Below are 17,248 nucleotides of genomic sequence, written 5' to 3' on the forward strand. Positions count from 1 at the left end.
GCCAACCCGGCGGTGGATTGAAACGACAAGTACTCATTCCCCACCCCCTCGCCCTGAGGTACCCAGCGCACGGGGCGCCGGGCAATCCCGGCAAACGTAGAGTGACATTTTCTTGCTGGTCAGCCACCAGAGCACCCGTACGTTTCACCTTGTGACACCCTTGTAACCATGCGTGAGCATCCTCGGAGGAGGGGCACGAGTTCCAGGTAGAGCGCGCCGAAGCCCCGAGCGGTGAACAGGTGACGGGCTGCGGATCTCACACGCAGACGGAGCATCGACCGGGGGAGGGCCACCTGGTGAGGTCTCGCGCCGGTAGATATGGGGAAACGCCCGGAGGTGAGGCCAACCGACCTGGCTCAATGGGTACATGGAGATTGGCGAGCACTGGGCCTACCGCGCGAGGCCGAAGGATCTGGGTAGCGCGGTTCGCGAGGTAGAGGTCGTTCGAGTGGGCGGCTCGGGCAGATCCGGCTGGATCCACGTGCGGTTTCTCGAAGGCGATGCCGCTGGGCTGCAGGAGTGGGTCAATTCCGGCTCTCTCGTAGCACCGTGGGCGGATGTCGATACGTTCCGCGCGGACGACGCGGCGGAGTCGGCACTGGTGGAGTCCTCTCGCCACGTCCGGGGCAGCACGGATTTCGAGGCCGCCCGCATGATCCTCGGATTCGTTCGCCCGAAGAACAGGCTGCGGCTGCGCCGAACAGTGGCGGACGCGGGCGTCCTGGAGCTGGGCCGCCTCGACGAGACCGCACCCCTCATCGGCATGGACGCCGCCGAACTACGCGGCGACGCCATGGTGTTCGAGAACCATGGCGGAATGTGCCTGGCAGGGTGGCCGGTCACCGAGCGCATCGCCCGCCACGTGGCCGGACACCTCGCCGACGAGATCCTTCCGGAGGTCGAGCGCAAGCAGCAGGCCATCGAGCAAGAGCGTGCCCAGTCCTCCTCCTGGTACTCCTACAGCCGGCGTGACGATCGCAAGCTGGACGCCGAGGCGGCAGTCCTGCGGACCGTCCGGGCGTGGTGCGGCCAGGACAAGGCCGAACGCTACGACGAGTTGGTTGCCCTGCGCACCGAGGTCATCCGGCTCGGAGAGCTGGTCGAGAAGGCGGTCAAGGCCCTACGCGACCGCGGCCACGGCGTCATCGCCTCCACCATTGAGCGCGACCTTGGCGTCCATATCTCCAGCCTTGATCCTGACGTGCGTCGATGAAGCCGCGCCATGGATCCGGGTCCGGTTTGGGCGGCGCGGGCTGTGCCGCAGGCTTCTCCTTCTCCGGCCGGTGGGGGTGCCAGCCGTCGAGGAACGGCCGCAGCTGATCTTCTGTCGGCTCGGCGTGGAAGTTGAGGGAAGCCAGTCCTCTGCCGTTCATGGTGGGGTCGAGCCGGTCGGCCTCCGCCTTCCCCCAAGCGGACCACTCGCGCAGTCTCTCGGCTTCGATGGTGTCTTCCGACGCGGCGGCGGCTTCGTCCAGAGCGGCACAGAACGTCCGGATCTCCCCTGCGGTCTGCCACCGATCGAGGGCAGTACCGAAGTGCTCGGCCCGTACCGCGCGGACCGCCTTGATAGAAGCCACGCTGACGGCGGCTTCCCACTCCCGGCGCTCGCGCTCCTCTTGCTCCGCTTCCAGACGCCGGCGCTCGGCCTCCTGCCGCTCCTGCTCCTCTCGCAGGCGCTGCTGCTCCGCCTCTCGTTCCAGCCGGGCCCGCTCCTGCTCCTCCGCGCGCGCCTTCAACGCCCGGAAGACTGAACCGACCTGTTCCTCCAATGGCTTCTTGGCCGTGTCGGCCCATTCCTTCTTCCAGCCGTAGCTGTAGCCGGATTGCTGGCTGACCAGCAGCTCCAGTTCGCCGGAGGGCTCGAACTTCTGGGCTGGGGTGACACGTTGCCAGTCGTACGTCCGGCGGCCCGGCTGCTTGGGTACGTACCGGACCGGCTTCTGCCGTTCGCGGAAACCGACCTCGTACGTCCTGCCGTGGACGGTGAGCAGCGGCCTCGGCTGCCTGCGCTTCTTGGACACCGCGATCTCGCCGTGGCGTGCGAGGGCTTCCTCGGCGAGGAGCCGGAGCAGCGAGAGTACCCGGGGGAGGACCTCCTCGGAGATCTCGAAGGCGCTGTGATCCGCGCTGACTGCGGCGATCACGTCCTCGACATCGGTGATCACACGGCTGCGCGCCAGCCGGATACGGTTCCACTCGGTCTCGTCCTCGCCGGTCGCCCGGAGCAGGCCGAGGAAGAAGTCCCCCTTCGCCCGCCCGCTGTACTTGAGGCTGTATCCCTCGGGGGCGCACTGCCGGGCCGCGTCGAACGCCCTGCGGTAGCGGGCTCGCTCCTCGTCGCTGGGGTTCGGGATCCGGAGGAACCGTCCAGCCTGCTGTACCTCCACGATCAAAGCGGCCCCGACTTCCGCCGACGACGGCTGTGGGGGCTTGGCGGCACGCTGTGGCGTCGGCTTCGTCGTGGGCGGGGCTGTGGCCTGCTTCTGTGGTGGAGGGGTGTGTTGTGTCCGTTGGCCGGAGTCTGTGGGCCGCTGCTTACGCTGAGCTGGGTCCGGCCGATCCGGGTGATGGCCGTGCTCCAGGTAGAAGCGTCCCGCGTCAGTGATCTCCGCCCGCCACTTCCCGTTCTGCTTCGGCATGGTGAGCAGGCCCCGCTCCTTGAGGGCGCGGGCGGTGAGGGCGAGCTCGGGGCTGTCCGAGGTGACGGGATCGGTTCCGCCCCCGATGCGAGTGAGGAGTGCGAGCTGCCGGTCATTTAACGGAGACCAAGGGTGCATGCCGATCGTCGTACCGCCTGCGGTCTCCTCGGCACAAGCCGCAGGGCGACTCTCGCGGGGCGCACACGGCGCACGGCGTGCCGAAGGCGGAACGCCACCCGCTGGGAGCCGCCGGGGAGCCGCTCCTCGGAGTCGGCTCCCAAATGGCTCCCAGAATGGCCCCCCAACGCAAATCAGGCCCGGTTCTGATCTCTCAGAACCGGGCCTGACCTGGTACTACAGCGTCGGGGTGGCGGGATTTGAACCCACGACCTCTTCGTCCCGAACGAAGCGCGCTGCCAAGCTGCGCTACACCCCGATGTCACCGGTTGTCGCGGCGACGTCGTTTACTTTAGCCCACCGGCGGCCGGAGACGAAATCCGGTTTCGGGGCGAGGTCAGGGGCGGGGCGTGAGGGTCAGGAGCGTGGCCTCGGGGGGGCAGGCGAAGCGGACCGGGGTGTAGCGGTTCGTGCCGCAGCCCGCCGAGACGTGCAGGTAGGAGCGATTGCCGCCGGCCTCGTGCGCCGAGAGGCCCTTCACCCGGTCCGTGTCCAGGTCGCAGTTGGTGACCAGGGCCCCGTAGAAGGGGATGCAGAGCTGGCCGCCGTGGGTGTGGCCGGCCAGGACCAGGGGGTAGCCGTCGGCCGTGAAGGCGTCCAGGGAGCGGAGATAGGGCGCGTGGACCACCCCGATCGACAGGTCCGCGTCCGCCTCCGGGCCGCCCTCCACCTTCGCGTACCGGTCGCGCTTGATGTGCGGGTCGTCCAGGCCCGTGAACGCCAGCTCCATGCCGTCCAGCTTGAGCCGGCCCCGCGCGTTGCTGAGGTTGACCCAGCCCGCCGCGTCGAACGCGTCGCGGAGCTCCTCCCACGGGTTGTGGACGACGCCGACCGCGGGGGCGTTGCCGTTCAGGCCGTGCTTGCCCTGCATCTTCTCCAGGAGATAGAGGGCCGGGTTGCGCAGCCTCGGGCCGTAGTAGTCGTTGGAGCCGAAGACGTACACCCCGGGGAAGTCCATCAGCGGGCCCAGCGCGTCCAGGACCTCCGGCACGCCCTCCGTGTCCGAGAGGTTGTCACCCGTGTTCACCACGAAGTCCGGGCGCAGGCCCGCCAGCGACTGGAGCCACGCCCGCTTCTTGCGCTGGCCGCCGACCATGTGGATGTCGGAGACCTGGAGCACGCGCAGCGGACGCGCCCCGCTCGGCAGCACCGGTACGGTCACCCGTCGCAGACGGAAAGAACGGGCTTCGAAGCCCGCCGCGTAGGCGATACCGGCCGCGCCGATCGCCGTGAGAGCCGCCGTCGTCTTCAAGGGAATCCCGTATCGCGCGTGCATACGCCCATCGTTGCAGACGTACGTACGCCTACGGTCTTCGCCGGTGGCTCGCGGGCACCCCGTACGCCCCAGGCCGCGCCCCGCGTACGCCCGGACCCGCGCTCCCGGCGTGAAACTGGCACGCGCCCGGGCGTCACCACCTGCCACACTGGGCGCATGACCACGCTCAAGGCCACGCTCAAGGACGACCTCACCACCGCCATGAAGGCACGCGACGAGCTGCGCTCGTCGACGCTGCGACTGACCCTCACCGCCATCGCCAAGGAGGAGGTCGCGGGCAAGAGCGCGCGCGAGCTCTCCGACGACGAGGTGCTGACGGTGATCGCCAAGGAGGCGAAGAAGCGGCGTGAGGCGGCCGAGGCGTTCGACCAGGGCGGCCGGGCGGAGTCGGCGGCGAAGGAGCGGGCCGAGGGCGAGATCCTCGACGCGTATCTGCCCAAGCAGCTGTCCGACGACGAGCTCCAGGTGATCGTCGCGGAGGCCGTGGCGGAGGCCAGGGCCGCGGGCGCCGAGGGGCCGAAGGCCATGGGCGCCGTGATGAAGATCGTGAAGCCGAAGGTGGCCGGGCTCGCCGACGGCGGCCGGGTGTCGGCGGCCGTGAAGAGCCTGCTGGCGGGCTGACCCCCGCTCCCCCGGGGCTTCGCCCCGAACCCGCTGTCGGCTGCGGACCGTGGTCCGTTGTGCCCACCCGTTCCGCCCTGCGGACCGTGGGCACAACGGCGGCAGCCGTCAACGTGCGCACGCGGAAGGGGCGCCCAGATCTCTGGGCGCCCCTTCCGTATGTGACCTGGTGGGTCCTCCGGCCCTCTACGGCCAGATCCCCCCGATCGTCTCGTCCCCGCCGATCGTTCCCGGCGGGATCGAGATGCCGGGGTTGGGCGGTACCGAGATGCCGCCGCCCGGCTTGTTGTCGCCGGGGCGGTGCTTCTTGCCGCCCTTGCCCTTGCCCTTGGCGTTGTCGGGATCCGCCGGCGGGTCCTTCGGCTGCACCGGGTCGGGGATGTCGACCCGTACGAACTCGGGGGCCGGCAGGCCGGAGAGGGCGCCCGTCATGGCGTCCTTCCAGATCGGTCCGGGGACCTCACCGCCGTACACCTTCTCCTTGTACACGCCGCCGATCGTGATGTTCTCCATCTCGACCTTCTGCGTCGGGCTGCCGACCCACACCGCGCCCGACATGTTCGGCGTGTAGCCGACGAACCAGGCGTTCTTGCGCTGGTCGGTGGTACCGGTCTTGCCCGCGTTGTCGCGGTCCGAGAGACCCGCCTGGCGGCCCGTACCGGAGTCCGTCACACCGCGCAGCAGCGTGTTGACGGCATCCGCGGTGCCCTGGGACATCGCCTGGCTGCACGAGGACTTCGGCACCGGCAGCGCCGTCCCGTCCGCCTTCTTGATCGACTCGATGGCGACCGGCGTGCAGTACGTGCCCCGGTTGGCGAAGGCCGCGTACGCGCTCGCCATGTTCAGCGGGGAGATACCGGTGGAGCCAAGCGTCAGCGCGGACGGCACCATCGGGAGCTTCGCGCCGTTGCCCTGCACCACATGCAGCTTGTCCGTCATCTGCGAGACCGGGCACATGCCGATCTCACCGAGCATCTGCACGAAGTACGTGTTGACGGACTTCTCCATCGCCGTCCTCAGCGGGTACGGCCCGTGCTCGGACTCGTTCTCGTTCTCCAGCGACTCGTTGTTGGTGTTCACCCAGGGCTTGCCGCTGCACGTCTGGACGGTCGCCGGGTAGTCCATCTCGAACGGCGAGGGGTACTGCTGCGTCGGCGGCTTGCCGCCCTCGATCGCGGCGGCGGCCAGGAACGGCTTGAAGGTCGAGCCGACCGGGAAGCCGTAGTTCGAGCCGCCCATCTGCTTGTTGACCGAGAAGTTGATCTGGGTCTCGTTCGTCCCGAAGCCGTACGGTCGCGACTGGCCCATCGCCATGATCTTGCCGGTGCCGGGCTGGACCAGCGTCACGGCGGTGGCGACCTTGTCCGCCTGGTAGACGTGGTCCTTGATGGAGGCCTGGGTGGACTGCTGGGCCTGCGGGTCCAGGGTCGTACGGACCGTCAGACCGCCCTGGTTCCAGAGCTTGGCCCGCTCCTCCTTGGACTTGCCGAAGACCGGGTCGGAGAGGAAGACCTCGCGCACGTAGTCGCAGAAGAAGCCCGCGCCGCTGACGGCCGTGATGCAGCCGTTCTTCGGCTTGGCGACCTTCAGCTTGATCGGCGCGGCCTTGGCGCGGTCCGCCTCGGCCTGTGAGACGTCCTTCTTGTCGGCCATGCGCTGGAGGACCGTGTCGCGGCGCTTCTTGGCCTCGGTGGCGTCGTTGACCGGGTCGTACCGGCTCGGCGACTGGACGATGCCCGCCAGCATGGCGGCCTCTTCCAGCTTCAGGTCCTTGGCCGACTTGGAGAAGTAGCGCTTGGCGGCTGCCTCGACGCCGTACGCCTGCTGCCCGAAGAACGTGATGTTGAGGTAGTTCTCCAGGATCTTCTTCTTGCCGAGCTCTTCTTCGACCTGGATCGCGTACTTGAGCTCCTTGACCTTGCGGCCGAGCGTCTGCTGGGTGGCCTCGGCGACCTTGTCGGGGTCGTCGCCGGCCTCCTCCACGAAGACGTTCTTCACATACTGCTGGGTGAGGGTGGACGCGCCCTGGGCCACCCCGCCCGACGTCGCGTTCTTGTTGAGCGCGCGCAGCACGCCCTTGAGGTCGACCGCGCCGTGCTCGTAGAAGCGCGCGTCCTCGATCGCGACGATCGCCTTCTGCATGTACGGCGAGATGTCCGCGAGCGGGACCACCGTGCGGTCACGCGAGTACACCGTGGCGATCTGACCGCCCTGGGAGTCCAGGATCGTGGTGCGCTGACTCAGCGGCGGGGTCTTCAGATTGGCGGGGATCTCGTCGAACCCCTCGACCGTGCCCTTGGCCGCGAGCCCCAGCGCGCCGAACGCCGGCAGCGCGATGCCCGCGAGCACCGCTCCGGAGAGCACACTCACCCCGACGAACTTGGCGACCTGCTGGGTCCCGGTCAGACCACCGCCCGAGCGCTTCTTTGCCATGAGGGCAGCCTACGTTCTGATTCGCCGGACACGGGTCAATGCTCTGGCCTAAGCTGCGCTCAACTGTCACAGCAGTGCGGTTGCGCATCAAGTGGTTGCTTGTCTGTGCTTCTCGATGTTTATAGCTGTTCGGCCTTCGCAAGAGGGCGGCTGCCCGGATTCGCCGTCCGTTTACGCCTCATGCGTCATCAGGCGTCCGTTGTGGCTCAACTGGAACGTCCCGCTTGGTCGGGTTTCTCACGTTTGTCCCCAGCTCACTCCGTTGGGTGATCTGCCGCGTACGCATAGTCCGTTCGGGCCATTCAAGATTGGGCCCGAAGGGGGTGTTGCGCTGTGCCCACCTTCCGTAACGTCCTCAACTGGCAGCGGTGAATATGCCTCTGCCGCCGTGGGGGAGCCTCGATTCGGGAGAGGACGGCGCCGGCATGGGCTGGGTAACCGACTGGAGTGCGCAGGCAGCCTGCCGCACTACCGATCCGGACGAACTGTTCGTACAGGGTGCGGCTCAGAACAGGGCGAAGGCGGTGTGCACCGGATGTCCGGTGCGGACCGAGTGCCTCGCGGACGCACTGGACAACCGCGTCGAATTCGGCGTGTGGGGCGGAATGACGGAACGGGAGCGCCGCGCACTGCTGCGCCGCCGGCCCACCGTCACGTCCTGGCGCCGTCTCCTGGAGACGGCGCGTACGGAATACGAGCGCAGCACGGGCATCCTGCCCGTGGGCGTCGACGACGAGGAGGCGTACGTCTACCGGCACGCCGTGGACGAGACCTACGCGGCCGTGGGGTAGGCCATATCCGCGCGACGCGTACCGCAGCGGACGCGTCGGACGTATCAGAGCGCTCCGGCCGACTCTTCCTGGGCCGCGAGCCGTTCCCCGATGGCCCGGAGCCCGGCGAGATCGTGTACGTCGCCGGGCAGGGCGGCCACTTCGGCCACCGGGACTTCGGGGTGGAGTGCGGTGAAGCGGTCGCGGGTGCGCTGTTCGCGGGCGAGCACCTGCATCCGCTCGGCGTGCAGGCGCAGGAGACCGGCGGTCAGCCGGTCGACCGACACGCCGTCCTCGGGTCCGGTGGGGGAGGGAGCTTCGGGAGAGGAACCACCGGTGCCACGATCCTCAGCCTTCCCGGACCTCTGATCGACAATGCGGCCGTCGACAAGATTTTCCCCGGTTCCCTCTTCCAGGGGCTGTTCTTCCTGGTGGCCTTCCTGCTGACCTTCGTCCAGGTGCTCCGCCGCCGCGAGCGCCCGCTCGGCCGAGAGCCGGGCCGCGCCGCTGCCGTGCACCCGGTTGAGCACCAGACCGGCCAGCGGCATCGCGTCGGCCGCGAGCCGCTCCACGAAGTACGCGGCCTCGCGCAGCGCGTCCCGCTCGGGCGCCGCGACCACGAGGAAGGCGGTGCCGGGCGCCTGGAGCAGCCGGTAGGTGGCGTCCGCGCGGGTGCGGAAGCCGCCGAACATCGTGTCCATCGCCGCCACGAACGTCTGGACGTCCCGCAGCAGCTGCCCGCCGAGGAGCTTGCCGAGCGTGCCCGTCATCATCGACATACCGACATTGAGGAACTTCATCCCGGCCCGGCCGCCCATCTTGGCGGGGGCCATCAGAAGCCGGATGAACTTGCCGTCCAGGAACGACCCCAGCCGCTTCGGCGCGTCCAGGAAGTCGAGCGCCGAGCGCGACGGCGGGGTGTCCACGACGATCAGGTCCCACTCGTCGCGGGCCCTCAGCTGGCCCAGCTTCTCCATCGCCATGTACTCCTGCGTGCCCGCGAAGCCGGCCGACAGGGACTGGTAGAAGGGGTTGGAGAGGATCGCCCGGGCGCGCTCGGGGTCCGCGTGCGCCTCGACGATCTCGTCGAAGGTCCGCTTCATGTCGAGCATCATGGCGTGCAGCTCGCCCTCGCCCTCGACGTCCTTGACCCGGCGCGGGGTGTTGTCCAGCGAGTCGATGCCCATCGACTGGGCGAGCCGGCGGGCCGGGTCGATGGTCAGCACGACCACCTTGCGGCCGCGCTCGGCGGCCCGCAGCCCCAGCGCCGCGGCCGTCGTCGTCTTGCCCACCCCGCCGGAGCCGCAGCACACCACGATCCGCGTCTTCGGGTCGTCCAGCAGGGGGTCGATGTCGAGCGGCACGGCCGCGTCCATGGTCACTGCCCCACCCCGAGCCTTCGCAGTCGTGCGGCCAGGCGGTAGAGCCCGGCCAGGTCCATTCCCTCGCCGATCAGCGGCAGTTCGTACGCGGGCAGCCCGAGCGAGCCCACCACCGCCCGCTGTTCGCGCTCCAGCTCCACCCGCTCGGCGTGCTCCGCGGCCTCCTGGAGCAGCGGGGTGACCAGTTTGGCGGAGCCGGTGACGCCGGCGCGGGTGAGCGCCTTGGCGACCTCCTTGCGCCGGTCGCCGGTGACGCCCCGGACCGCGTCCTCGTCCAGCAGGTGCGGGCGGACCATGTTCACGATGACGGCGCCGGTCGGCAGCTCGGCGGCGCGCAGCTCGGCGATCCCGTCGGCGGTCTCCTGGACCGGCATCTCCTCCAGGAGCGTCACCAGGTGCACGGCCGTCTCGGGGGACTTGAGCACCCGCATCACGGCCTGCGCCTGGTTGTGTATCGGGCCGATCTTGGCGAGCCCGGCGACCTCGTCGTTGACGTTGAGGAAGCGGGTGATCCGCCCGGTGGGCGGGGCGTCCATGACCACATGGTCGTACGCGTACCGCCCCTGCTTGTCCTTACGCCTGACGGCTTCGCACGCCTTGCCCGTCAGCAGGACGTCCCGGACGCCCGGGGCGATGGTGGTGGCGAAGTCGATGGCGCCGAGCTTCTTCAGGGCGCGGCCCGCCGAGCCCAGCTTGTAGAACATCTGGAGGTAGTCGAGCAGGGCCCGCTCGGCGTCGATCGCCAGCGCGTGCACCTCCCCGCCGCCGGGCGCCACGGCGATCTTGCGCTCCTCGTACGGAAAGGCTTCCGTCTCGAAGAGCTGTGCGATGCCCTGTCTGCCCTCGACCTCGACGAGGAGCGTGCGCTTGCCCTCCGTCGCGAGGGCGAGCGCGAGGGCTGCGGCGACCGTGGTCTTGCCGGTACCGCCCTTGCCGCTGACGACCTGGAGCCTGCTCACGTCGTCGAGCCTAACCAGTCCCCGGGAGGCCTACGCATGAGGCTGCCCCCGCCAGCGGCTACAGTCGGCCCCATGACCAAGTGGGAATACGCGACCGTGCCCCTTCTCGTGCACGCGACCAAGCAGATTCTGGACACCTGGGGCGAGGACGGCTGGGAGCTGGTCCAGGTCGTTCCCGGGCCGAACAACCCCGAGCAGCTGGTGGCCTACCTGAAGCGGGAGAAGCAGGCATGAGCGCGGGCACCGGTGCGGTGGAGGCGAAGCTGGCCGAGCTCGGCCTGACGCTGCCGGAGGTCGTACCGCCGCTGGCCGCGTACCAGCCGGCCGTGCGGTCGGGTGTGTACGTGTACACGTCCGGGCAGCTGCCGATCGTCGAGGGCAAGCTGACGCTGACCGGCAAGGTGGGCGCGGAGGTCACGGCCGAGGAGGCGAAGGACGCGGCGCGCATCTGTGCGCTGAACGCCCTCGCGGCCGTGAAGTCGGTCGCGGGTGACCTCGATCGCATCGCGCGCGTCGTGAAGGTCGTGGGGTTCGTGGCTTCGGCGAGCGACTTCACCGGCCAGCCGGGTGTGATCAACGGGGCGAGCGAGCTGCTCGGCGCGGTGCTGGGTGACAAGGGTGTGCATGCCCGCAGCGCGGTGGGCGTCGCGGTCCTGCCGCTGGACGCGCCGGTCGAGGTCGAAATCCAGGTCGAACTGAACGCGTAGCCGCGCCGCTTTGGGCCCGGTCTCCATCCGCGGCCCGGTGGGTGGCTGCCCGGCCCGGTCTTCATCCTCGGCCCGGTGGGTGGCTGGCCGCGCAGTTCCCCGCGCCCCTGAACCCTCCGGACCTGCGGGCCGTGCTGGGTTGCTCGCGCAGTTCCCCGCGCCCCTGAAAGCCTGTGGCTGAGCTGGGTTTTCTGGCTGCGGCGGGATACCTCAGGGGCGCGGGGAACTGCGCGAGAACCACCCACGGTCCGCAGGCGAAGTCCGGGCCCTTGAGGGGCGCGGGGAACTGCGCGAGCAACCCAGCACGGCCCGCGGGTGGAGTCCGGGCCATTAACGGCGCGGGGAACTGCGCGTGCACCTCCCCGCCGCCGGTCCGCAGGCGAAGTCCGGGCCATTAAGGGGCGCGCTCAGCCCCACCGGCCCGCGGGTGAAGTCCGGGTCTCAGCAACCGCAGGAGCGGCGGATCACCAGGCGCGACGGGAACTGCTTCAGGCGTTCCCGGCGGGAGCCGGCCACGCGGAGGGCGTCGTCCAGGACCAGGTCCACCGCCGCGCGGGCCATCGCGGGGCGGTCGGAGGCCACGGTCGTGAGGGGCGGGTCCGTCAGACCGGCCTCCTTCACGTCGTCGAAGCCCGCCACCGCCAGCTCCCCCGGCACATCGATCCGCAGCTCACGCGCGGCCCGGAGCACCCCGATCGCCTGGTCGTCGGTGGAGCAGAAGATCGCCGGCGGACGCTCGGGCCCGGAAAGGATCTCCAGCGCGACCCGGTAGGCGTCGTACCGGTTGTACGGCGCCTGGAAGAGGCGCCCCTCGGTCGGCCGCCCGGACTCCAGCATCGCCCGCCGCCAGCCCTCCACGTGGTCGGCCACCGGGTCGCCGACCGCCGGGGTCGACTCGACCCCGCCGAGGCACGCCACGTACGCGTGGCCGTGTTCGAGGAGGTGGCGGGTGGCCAGCTGGGCGCCGCCGATGTCGTCGGTCACGACGGCCACGTCGTCGATCGCCTCCGGCCGTTCGTGGAGGAGCACCACGCGCGCGTCCCAGGCGTCGATCTCGGCCGCCGCACGCTCGCTGGGACCCTGGCTGACCAGGATCAGACCGGCGACGCGCATCCCGAGGAACGCCCGCAGATAGTGGACCTCGCGGTCGTCCAGATAGTCGGAGTTGCCGACCAGGACCATTTTCCCGCGCTCGGCCGCCGCCTGCTCCACCGCGTGCGCCATCTCCGCGAAGAACGGCTGGCGCGCGTCCGGGACGATCATGCCTATGAGGTCCGTGCGCCGGGAGGCCATCGCCTGGGCAACCCGGTCGGGCCGGTAGCCCAGCTCCTTGATCGCGGCGAGTACCCGCTCGCGCGTGGCCGGGGCGACCGGCCTCGGTCCGTTGTTGATGACGTAGCTGACGACCGCGGTCGACGTACCCGCCAGTCTCGCCACATCATCCCGCGTCACCTTGGCCACGAGCGGGAGTCTACGCGGGGTGACCTACCTCTGGGCAGGGCGTACGGAGGCTTCCTCCGGCTCTGCGGCGGCCGGGACCGGTGTGGAGGCCACGGATGCGGCGGCCGCCTTGGCCTTGGCCTCCGCGGCCGCCTTCGCCTTGGCCTCTTCGGCCGCCCGCTCGACCTTCTCGGGGGTGACGAACCGGTACCCGACATTCCGGACGGTGCCGATCAGCGACTCGTGCTCGGGGCCGAGCTTGGCCCGCAGCCGCCGTACATGGACGTCGACCGTCCGGGTGCCGCCGAAGTAGTCATAGCCCCAGACCTCCTGGAGCAGCTGCGCGCGCGTGAAGACCCGGCCGGGGTGCTGCGCCAGGTACTTCAGGAGCTCGAACTCCTTGAAGGTCAGATCCAGCACCCGGCCCTTGAGCTTGGCGCTGTACGTCGCCTCGTCCACGGAGAGATCGCCGTTGCGGATCTCCATGGGGGAGTCGTCGGAGGTGATCTGCTGGCGGCCCATCGCGAGCCGCAGCCGTGCCTCGACCTCCGCGGGGCCCGCGGTGTCCAGGAGCACGTCGTCGATGCCCCAGTCGGCGGTGACGGCGGCCAGACCGCCCTCGGTGACCACCAGGATCAGCGGACAGCCGGGGCCGGTGGAGCGCAGCAGCTGGCAGAGCGAGCGGACCTGCGGCAGGTCGCGGCGGCCGTCGACGAGGATCACGTCGGCACCGGGGGTGTCCACCAGGGCCGGGCCCTCGGCGGGGGCCACCCGCACGTTGTGCAGCAGCAGGCCGAGGGCGGGGAGCACCTCCGTCGAGGGCTGGAGGGCGTTGGTCAGGAGCAGTAGCGAGCTCATCGCGCCCCACCTGCCCTGGTAGTCGTCGGTTTCTTCGGTTCGTGCACGGATTGCTCGCCCATAACGTCGGTTCCTCCTCGGTCCCTGCGAGGACGTTTACGGCACTTGTCGGTACTGGCTCCCGCGCCCTGAGAGCCTTTGTTCACCTGCTCGTAACAACGACCAGGAAACGCAAAAGGACCCGGGGGCTGCGCTGCCCGGATCCTCTGCCCAGCAGAATAGCCCACATGAGTTCCGGGGCAGAGGGCCGATTTCACACTGTGGATGTTTCCTCGATCACCAGGGGACCGCGGCGCGCAACTCTTCGCACCTCGGACGGTGTGTCCGTGGAGGCCTTCCACGACCCCTGCACGGCGGGCCCGGCGCGCACCGCGGTCGTGGTCGCGCACGGCTTCACGGGGTCGGCCGCCCGCCCGGCCCTGCGGCGGGCGGCGGGGGTGTTCGCCCAGTACGCGGGCGTGGTCACGTTCTCGTTCCGGGGCCACGGCGGCTCCGGCGGGCGCTCCACGGTCGGCGACCGCGAGGTGCTCGATCTGGCGGCGGCCGTGGAGTGGGCGAGATCACTCGGCTACGCGCGCGTGGTGACCGTCGGCTTCTCGATGGGCGGCTCGGTGGTCCTGCGGCACGCGGCGATGCACAAGGGGCTCACCGAGGCGCGGACCGACGCGGTCGTCTCCGTCAGTGCGCCGGCCCGTTGGTACTACCGGGGCACGGCCCCCATGCGGCGGCTGCACTGGCTGGTGACCCGGCCCGCCGGGCGGCTGGTCGGACGGCTCGGCTTCGCCACCCGGATCGACTCCCAGGAGTGGTGCCCGGTGCCGCTCTCCCCGGTCGAGGCGGTCCCGCTGATCGCGCCGACCCCGCTCCTGATCGTCCACGGCGACCGCGACCCGTACTTCCCGCTCGACCACCCGAGGATGCTGGCAGCCGCCGGACCTGCGCAGTTGTGGCTGGAGGAGGGCATGGGGCACGCGGAGAACGCGGCCGACGCGGTGCTGCTGCGCCGGATCGCGCAGTGGCTGTCGGTGGCGTAGCCCATCATGGGGGTCGACGAAAGGAGGGTCGCCATGGCAGCGGGAACCATCCGCTTCTGGGCCGCGGCCAAGTCCGCCGCGGGTGTGGCCGAGGAGCCGTATACGGCGGCCACGCTGGCCGAGGCGCTCGACGCGGTGCGCGAGCGCCACCCCGGCGAGCTGACCCGCGTGCTGCTCAGGTGCTCGTTCCTCGTCGACGGCGATCCCGTCGGGACCCGCGGGCATGAGACCGTACGGCTTGCCGAGGGCGGCACGGTCGAGGTGCTCCCGCCGTTCGCAGGAGGGTGACCCCCACGTCATGAGCGATCAGCAGTACCCGCATCCGTACGACGAGAGCTATCCGCGGTTCGACCAGTACGGACAGCCGGTCCAGCAGTACCAGCAGCAGCCCCAGCAGTACGACGCGTACCAGCAGTACGACCAGTACGGGCAGCCCCTCCAGCAGCAGCCGGTGCAGCACCAGCACCAGCAGCCGCAGCAGCCCGTCCAGCAGCAGTTCCCGCACGACGCGTCGTACCAGGAGCAGCAGCAGTACACGCAGACGTGGGAGGGCCAGACCTGGGACACCCAGTACCAGCCCACGATCCAGCCGCAGCCGGTGCAGCAGCCCGTCCAGGCCCAGCCCGTGCAGGCCCAGCCCGTCCAGGCCCAGCCCGTCCAGGCCCAGCCCGTGCAGGCCCACGCCGTGCAGCAGCCCGTCCAGCAGGAGTACGCGCAGGCGTACGCGCAGCCCGCCGCCGACACCGCGTATCTGCCGCCGCAGACCGGGTCCGTGCCGCTGCCCCCGGAGGCGTCGGCGTACGAGCCGCCCGCCGCCGAGCCCGCGCCGGGCGAGGGCCCCGCCTACAGCCCGCCCACCACCGTCGGCAACACCCGGATCACCGACGCCCAGCGGGCCCGCGCCGAGGGACGCTCGCCGATCATCGCGCCCGGGATGCGGCCCGCCGCGCTCACCGCCGTCCTCGGCCTGCTGCTCGCGGCCGCGTCCGGCCTCGGGCAGTACGCGCTGACGGTGCCGCTGGTGCTGCTCCAGGCCGTCACGGCCGCGGGCTGGTTCCGGCTCAACGGGATGTGGCCGGCCCGCCAGGGCATCGCGCTCGCCTTCCTGGGCGGCCTGGTCGCCGACGCGGCGCTGCTCGCCGTCGGCGACGAGCACGCGCCCGCCGCGATCCTGGGCACGCTCGGGGTGTGGGTGCTGCTCACGCTGGTGCTCCAGCTGCGCAGCCACGCGGACCCGGACGAGCGGATGTACGGACTGATGGCGACCGTGGCCGCGGCGGCGCTCGCGATCCTGGCCGCCGGATATCTGGCGGCGATCCCGCACGCGGTGGCGGTGGGCGCGGCCGCGGTGGCCGTCGCCGTCCCGGCCCGCGCGCTGCCGCTGCCCGGACCGGTCTCGGCCGTGGTCGCGCTGCTCGCCGCGGCGGGCGCCGGGATCGTGGTCGGGCAGCTGACGGACGTGGGTGCGTCGGGCGCGCTGCTCGGGCTCGCGGCCGGGGTCTGTGCGCTGATCGGGCTGCGGGTGGCCAGTTATGACTACCCGTCGCGCTTCGTCCATATGACGGCCGGAGTGGCGCTGCCGCTCACCGCGGCTGTTCCCGCTTTGTATCTGATCGGTCGAGTGATCGGGTAATTCCGGGAGTTAGGCTCGCAGCGTCAACGACCAGCGTGGGGGGACTCGTACGCAATGCGCGCACTTCGGATATGGCTCATCGTGGCGGTGGTTCTCGGCGGCCTCTTCGTCGCCGCGGACCGCATCGCGGTGAACGTCGTCGAGTCCAAGGTGGCCGACAAGATCAAGAGCAGTCAGGGTCTGCGGGAGACCCCCGACGTCTCGATCTCCGGCTTCCCCTTCCTCACACAGGCGTTGGGCAAGGAGTTCGACGAGGTCGACGTCAAGCTGGGCGGGGTCACCGCCACGGCGGACGGCCACTCGGTCAACGTCACCGAGGTCCACGCCAAGCTGCACGACGTCAAGGTCGACAGCAGCTACTCGTCCGCCACGGCGGTACGGGCGGACGGCTCGGCCCGTATCTCGTACGCCGATCTGACCAAGTCCGCGCCCAAGGGCGCCACGGTCGGCTACGCCGGGGCCGAGCGGGCCGCGAAGGGGCAGGTCCAGGTGAGCGGGCAGCTCGCGGACCTGCTGGAGGGCGCGGGCGTCCAGGTCCCCGCCAGCCTCAAGGTGCTGCTCGCGGGGCGCACGGTCAGTGCGTACAGCACGGTGACGACGGACGGCAGCGCCACGGTCCGGGTCCGCTCCTCGGAGCTGCCGAAGCTGCCGGTGCCGGGGTTCGACGAGAAGCTTCGCAAGGCCGTCGACTACGACCTGAAGATCGAGGGGCTGCCCCGGGGGATCACCCTGGACAAGGTGACGGCGACCCCGGACGGGCTGCGGTTCTCCGGGACCGGGTCGAACGTTTCCCTGGCGGGTTGATCGCAAGGGTCTTGACCTGCGGGCCGTGGGTGGCTGGGGGCGCAGTTCCCCGCGCCCCCAAGGACCGGGGGCTGAGCTGAGCACTCCGGCTGCGGCGGACTGCCCGAGGGGCGCGGGGAACTGCGTGACCAGCCCCCGCCGGCCCGCAGGCGGAGGATCCCGGGACCGGCCGGTAGCCGGATGGTGAGACGTCTGTGTCCGCTGGGCAGATAGTCCCCCGGCCGAGGCGTCCCCCGCGCCGACGAAAGGCGCCCGGCGCCCCTTCGCGTCCCACCATCCGGATGATCGTGTCTCAAAATACGACACACCGGTGACATGGCCGCCCGTCCGTCCCTACGATCGGACGCATGAAGCGACAGGCGGATCTCACGAAGCGGCGGGCAGTCGACCTGTGCCGCGTCGCCGCCATGCTCTGTCGCCACGCCTGAGCGGGACCCGCCCCTCTCTGCGAAGAGACGGCAACTCCCGTGTTCCCCGGGCCCGTTGAACATTTTCAGGGCCACCCCCCGTGCCGA

17 protein-coding genes and 1 tRNA gene are annotated in these 17,248 nt (G+C 70.4%); 10 read left to right on the plus strand and 8 right to left on the minus strand.

All coding sequences use genetic code 11. The features are described from left to right. Window positions 1-367: 367 nt before the first annotated feature. Window positions 368-1,213 carry a PE-PGRS family protein gene (locus A8W25_RS17535; protein ID WP_067162543.1) on the plus strand — a complete coding sequence of 282 codons (846 nt, stop codon included), beginning with the start codon at window positions 368-370 and terminating at the stop codon, window positions 1,211-1,213. Here A8W25_RS17535 and A8W25_RS17540 read toward each other — a convergent pair. From A8W25_RS17540 to A8W25_RS17550, 3 genes are all read right to left on the minus strand, one after another. Continuing rightward, on the minus strand, window positions 1,143-2,387 hold the full coding sequence (locus A8W25_RS17540) for a hypothetical protein (protein WP_234386485.1): 1,245 nt from the start codon (window positions 2,385-2,387) through the stop codon (window positions 1,143-1,145). The two genes, A8W25_RS17535 and A8W25_RS17540, sit on opposite strands and share 71 nt — an antisense overlap. A 614-nt stretch (window positions 2,388-3,001) precedes the next feature. Continuing rightward, a tRNA-Pro gene (locus A8W25_RS17545) sits at window positions 3,002-3,075 on the minus strand. A gap of 78 nt (window positions 3,076-3,153) precedes the next feature. Further along, window positions 3,154-4,092, minus strand: coding sequence for a metallophosphoesterase (locus A8W25_RS17550; protein WP_067162547.1), 939 nt, complete (start codon window positions 4,090-4,092; stop codon window positions 3,154-3,156). 156 nt (window positions 4,093-4,248) lie between these two features. Here A8W25_RS17550 and A8W25_RS17555 point away from each other — a divergent pair, with 156 nt between their 5' ends. Next, window positions 4,249-4,713, plus strand: a complete 465-nt coding sequence (locus A8W25_RS17555) for a GatB/YqeY domain-containing protein (RefSeq protein ID WP_067162549.1) — start codon at window positions 4,249-4,251, stop codon at window positions 4,711-4,713. 186 nt (window positions 4,714-4,899) lie between these two features. On the opposite strand, the gene A8W25_RS17560 is transcribed toward A8W25_RS17555, so the two are convergent. Continuing rightward, on the minus strand, window positions 4,900-7,146 hold the full coding sequence (locus tag A8W25_RS17560) for a transglycosylase domain-containing protein (RefSeq protein WP_067162551.1): 2,247 nt from the start codon (window positions 7,144-7,146) through the stop codon (window positions 4,900-4,902). A 425-nt stretch (window positions 7,147-7,571) separates the two neighbouring features. Between A8W25_RS17560 and A8W25_RS17565 the strand changes: the two genes are divergently transcribed. Further along, window positions 7,572-7,937, plus strand: a complete 366-nt coding sequence (locus A8W25_RS17565) for a WhiB family transcriptional regulator (RefSeq protein WP_067162553.1) — start codon at window positions 7,572-7,574, stop codon at window positions 7,935-7,937. Between the two features lie 44 nt (window positions 7,938-7,981). Here the strand turns inward: A8W25_RS17565 and A8W25_RS17570 are convergent, their stop codons facing one another. Beyond that, the gene (locus A8W25_RS17570; protein ID WP_067162555.1) at window positions 7,982-9,292 is read right to left on the minus strand and encodes an ArsA family ATPase; all 1,311 of its coding nucleotides are present in this window, start codon (window positions 9,290-9,292) and stop codon (window positions 7,982-7,984) included. Window positions 9,293-9,294: 2 nt separating this feature from the next. After that, window positions 9,295-10,257: an ArsA family ATPase gene (locus tag A8W25_RS17575; RefSeq protein ID WP_067162557.1), complete on the minus strand. Its 963-nt coding sequence runs from the start codon at window positions 10,255-10,257 to the stop codon at window positions 9,295-9,297. A gap of 72 nt (window positions 10,258-10,329) precedes the next feature. Between A8W25_RS17575 and A8W25_RS33480 the strand changes: the two genes are divergently transcribed. Beyond that, window positions 10,330-10,491: a DUF4177 domain-containing protein gene (locus A8W25_RS33480; protein WP_003975360.1), complete on the plus strand. Its 162-nt coding sequence runs from the start codon at window positions 10,330-10,332 to the stop codon at window positions 10,489-10,491. Then, window positions 10,488-10,964, plus strand: coding sequence for a RidA family protein (locus A8W25_RS17580; protein WP_067162558.1), 477 nt, complete (start codon window positions 10,488-10,490; stop codon window positions 10,962-10,964). The genes A8W25_RS33480 and A8W25_RS17580 overlap by 4 nt, the downstream gene beginning before the upstream one ends. 441 nt (window positions 10,965-11,405) lie before the next feature. Here A8W25_RS17580 and A8W25_RS17585 read toward each other — a convergent pair whose 3' ends face one another. Both A8W25_RS17585 and A8W25_RS17590 read right to left on the minus strand, forming a co-directional pair. Beyond that, window positions 11,406-12,425 carry a LacI family DNA-binding transcriptional regulator gene (locus A8W25_RS17585; protein WP_067162560.1) on the minus strand — a complete coding sequence of 340 codons (1,020 nt, stop codon included), beginning with the start codon at window positions 12,423-12,425 and terminating at the stop codon, window positions 11,406-11,408. A gap of 24 nt (window positions 12,426-12,449) precedes the next feature. Next, window positions 12,450-13,262 (minus strand): response regulator transcription factor, encoded by an 813-nt coding sequence (locus A8W25_RS17590; RefSeq protein ID WP_067162562.1) that lies wholly within the window; start codon window positions 13,260-13,262, stop codon window positions 12,450-12,452. 227 nt (window positions 13,263-13,489) lie between these two features. Between A8W25_RS17590 and A8W25_RS17595 the strand changes: the two genes are divergently transcribed. From A8W25_RS17595 to A8W25_RS35725, 5 genes are all read left to right on the plus strand, one after another. Next, window positions 13,490-14,296: an alpha/beta hydrolase family protein gene (locus A8W25_RS17595; protein WP_079126151.1), complete on the plus strand. Its 807-nt coding sequence runs from the start codon at window positions 13,490-13,492 to the stop codon at window positions 14,294-14,296. Between the two features lie 33 nt (window positions 14,297-14,329). Then, complete coding sequence (locus A8W25_RS17600; protein WP_067162567.1) at window positions 14,330-14,584, plus strand: MoaD/ThiS family protein; 255 nt, start codon at window positions 14,330-14,332, stop codon at window positions 14,582-14,584. A 10-nt stretch (window positions 14,585-14,594) separates the two neighbouring features. Beyond that, window positions 14,595-15,929: a hypothetical protein gene (locus A8W25_RS17605; RefSeq protein WP_067162569.1), complete on the plus strand. Its 1,335-nt coding sequence runs from the start codon at window positions 14,595-14,597 to the stop codon at window positions 15,927-15,929. 54 nt (window positions 15,930-15,983) lie between these two features. Next, a complete protein-coding gene (locus A8W25_RS17610) occupies window positions 15,984-16,733 on the plus strand; it encodes a DUF2993 domain-containing protein (protein WP_067162571.1) in 750 nt (249 codons plus the stop codon). 347 nt (window positions 16,734-17,080) lie between these two features. Continuing rightward, complete coding sequence (locus A8W25_RS35725; protein WP_359364022.1) at window positions 17,081-17,161, plus strand: putative leader peptide; 81 nt, start codon at window positions 17,081-17,083, stop codon at window positions 17,159-17,161. Window positions 17,162-17,248 lie beyond the last annotated feature (87 nt).

Source organism: Streptomyces sp. ERV7 (assembly GCF_001653515.1).
Classification (GTDB): Bacteria; Actinomycetota; Actinomycetes; order Streptomycetales; family Streptomycetaceae; genus Streptomyces.

Bases quoted from the DNA above. Each gene is read 5' to 3' on its own strand.
- A8W25_RS17555 (WP_067162549.1), top strand. From the start codon at position 4,249: ATGACCACGCTCAAGGCCACGCTCAAGGACGACCTCACCACCGCCATG.
- A8W25_RS17605 (WP_067162569.1), top strand. From the start codon at position 14,595: ATGAGCGATCAGCAGTACCCGCATCCGTACGACGAGAGCTATCCGCGG.
- A8W25_RS17550 (WP_067162547.1), bottom strand. From the start codon at position 4,092: ATGCACGCGCGATACGGGATTCCCTTGAAGACGACGGCGGCTCTCACG.
- A8W25_RS17580 (WP_067162558.1), top strand. From the start codon at position 10,488: ATGAGCGCGGGCACCGGTGCGGTGGAGGCGAAGCTGGCCGAGCTCGGC.
- A8W25_RS17600 (WP_067162567.1), top strand. From the start codon at position 14,330: ATGGCAGCGGGAACCATCCGCTTCTGGGCCGCGGCCAAGTCCGCCGCG.
- A8W25_RS17565 (WP_067162553.1), top strand. From the start codon at position 7,572: ATGGGCTGGGTAACCGACTGGAGTGCGCAGGCAGCCTGCCGCACTACC.
- A8W25_RS17535 (WP_067162543.1), top strand. From the start codon at position 368: ATGGAGATTGGCGAGCACTGGGCCTACCGCGCGAGGCCGAAGGATCTG.
- A8W25_RS17570 (WP_067162555.1), bottom strand. From the start codon at position 9,292: ATGGACGCGGCCGTGCCGCTCGACATCGACCCCCTGCTGGACGACCCG.
- A8W25_RS17560 (WP_067162551.1), bottom strand. From the start codon at position 7,146: ATGGCAAAGAAGCGCTCGGGCGGTGGTCTGACCGGGACCCAGCAGGTC.
- A8W25_RS17595 (WP_079126151.1), top strand. From the start codon at position 13,490: ATGAGTTCCGGGGCAGAGGGCCGATTTCACACTGTGGATGTTTCCTCG.
- A8W25_RS35725 (WP_359364022.1), top strand. From the start codon at position 17,081: ATGAAGCGACAGGCGGATCTCACGAAGCGGCGGGCAGTCGACCTGTGC.
- A8W25_RS17590 (WP_067162562.1), bottom strand. From the start codon at position 13,262: ATGAGCTCGCTACTGCTCCTGACCAACGCCCTCCAGCCCTCGACGGAG.
- A8W25_RS33480 (WP_003975360.1), top strand. From the start codon at position 10,330: ATGACCAAGTGGGAATACGCGACCGTGCCCCTTCTCGTGCACGCGACC.
- A8W25_RS17610 (WP_067162571.1), top strand. From the start codon at position 15,984: ATGCGCGCACTTCGGATATGGCTCATCGTGGCGGTGGTTCTCGGCGGC.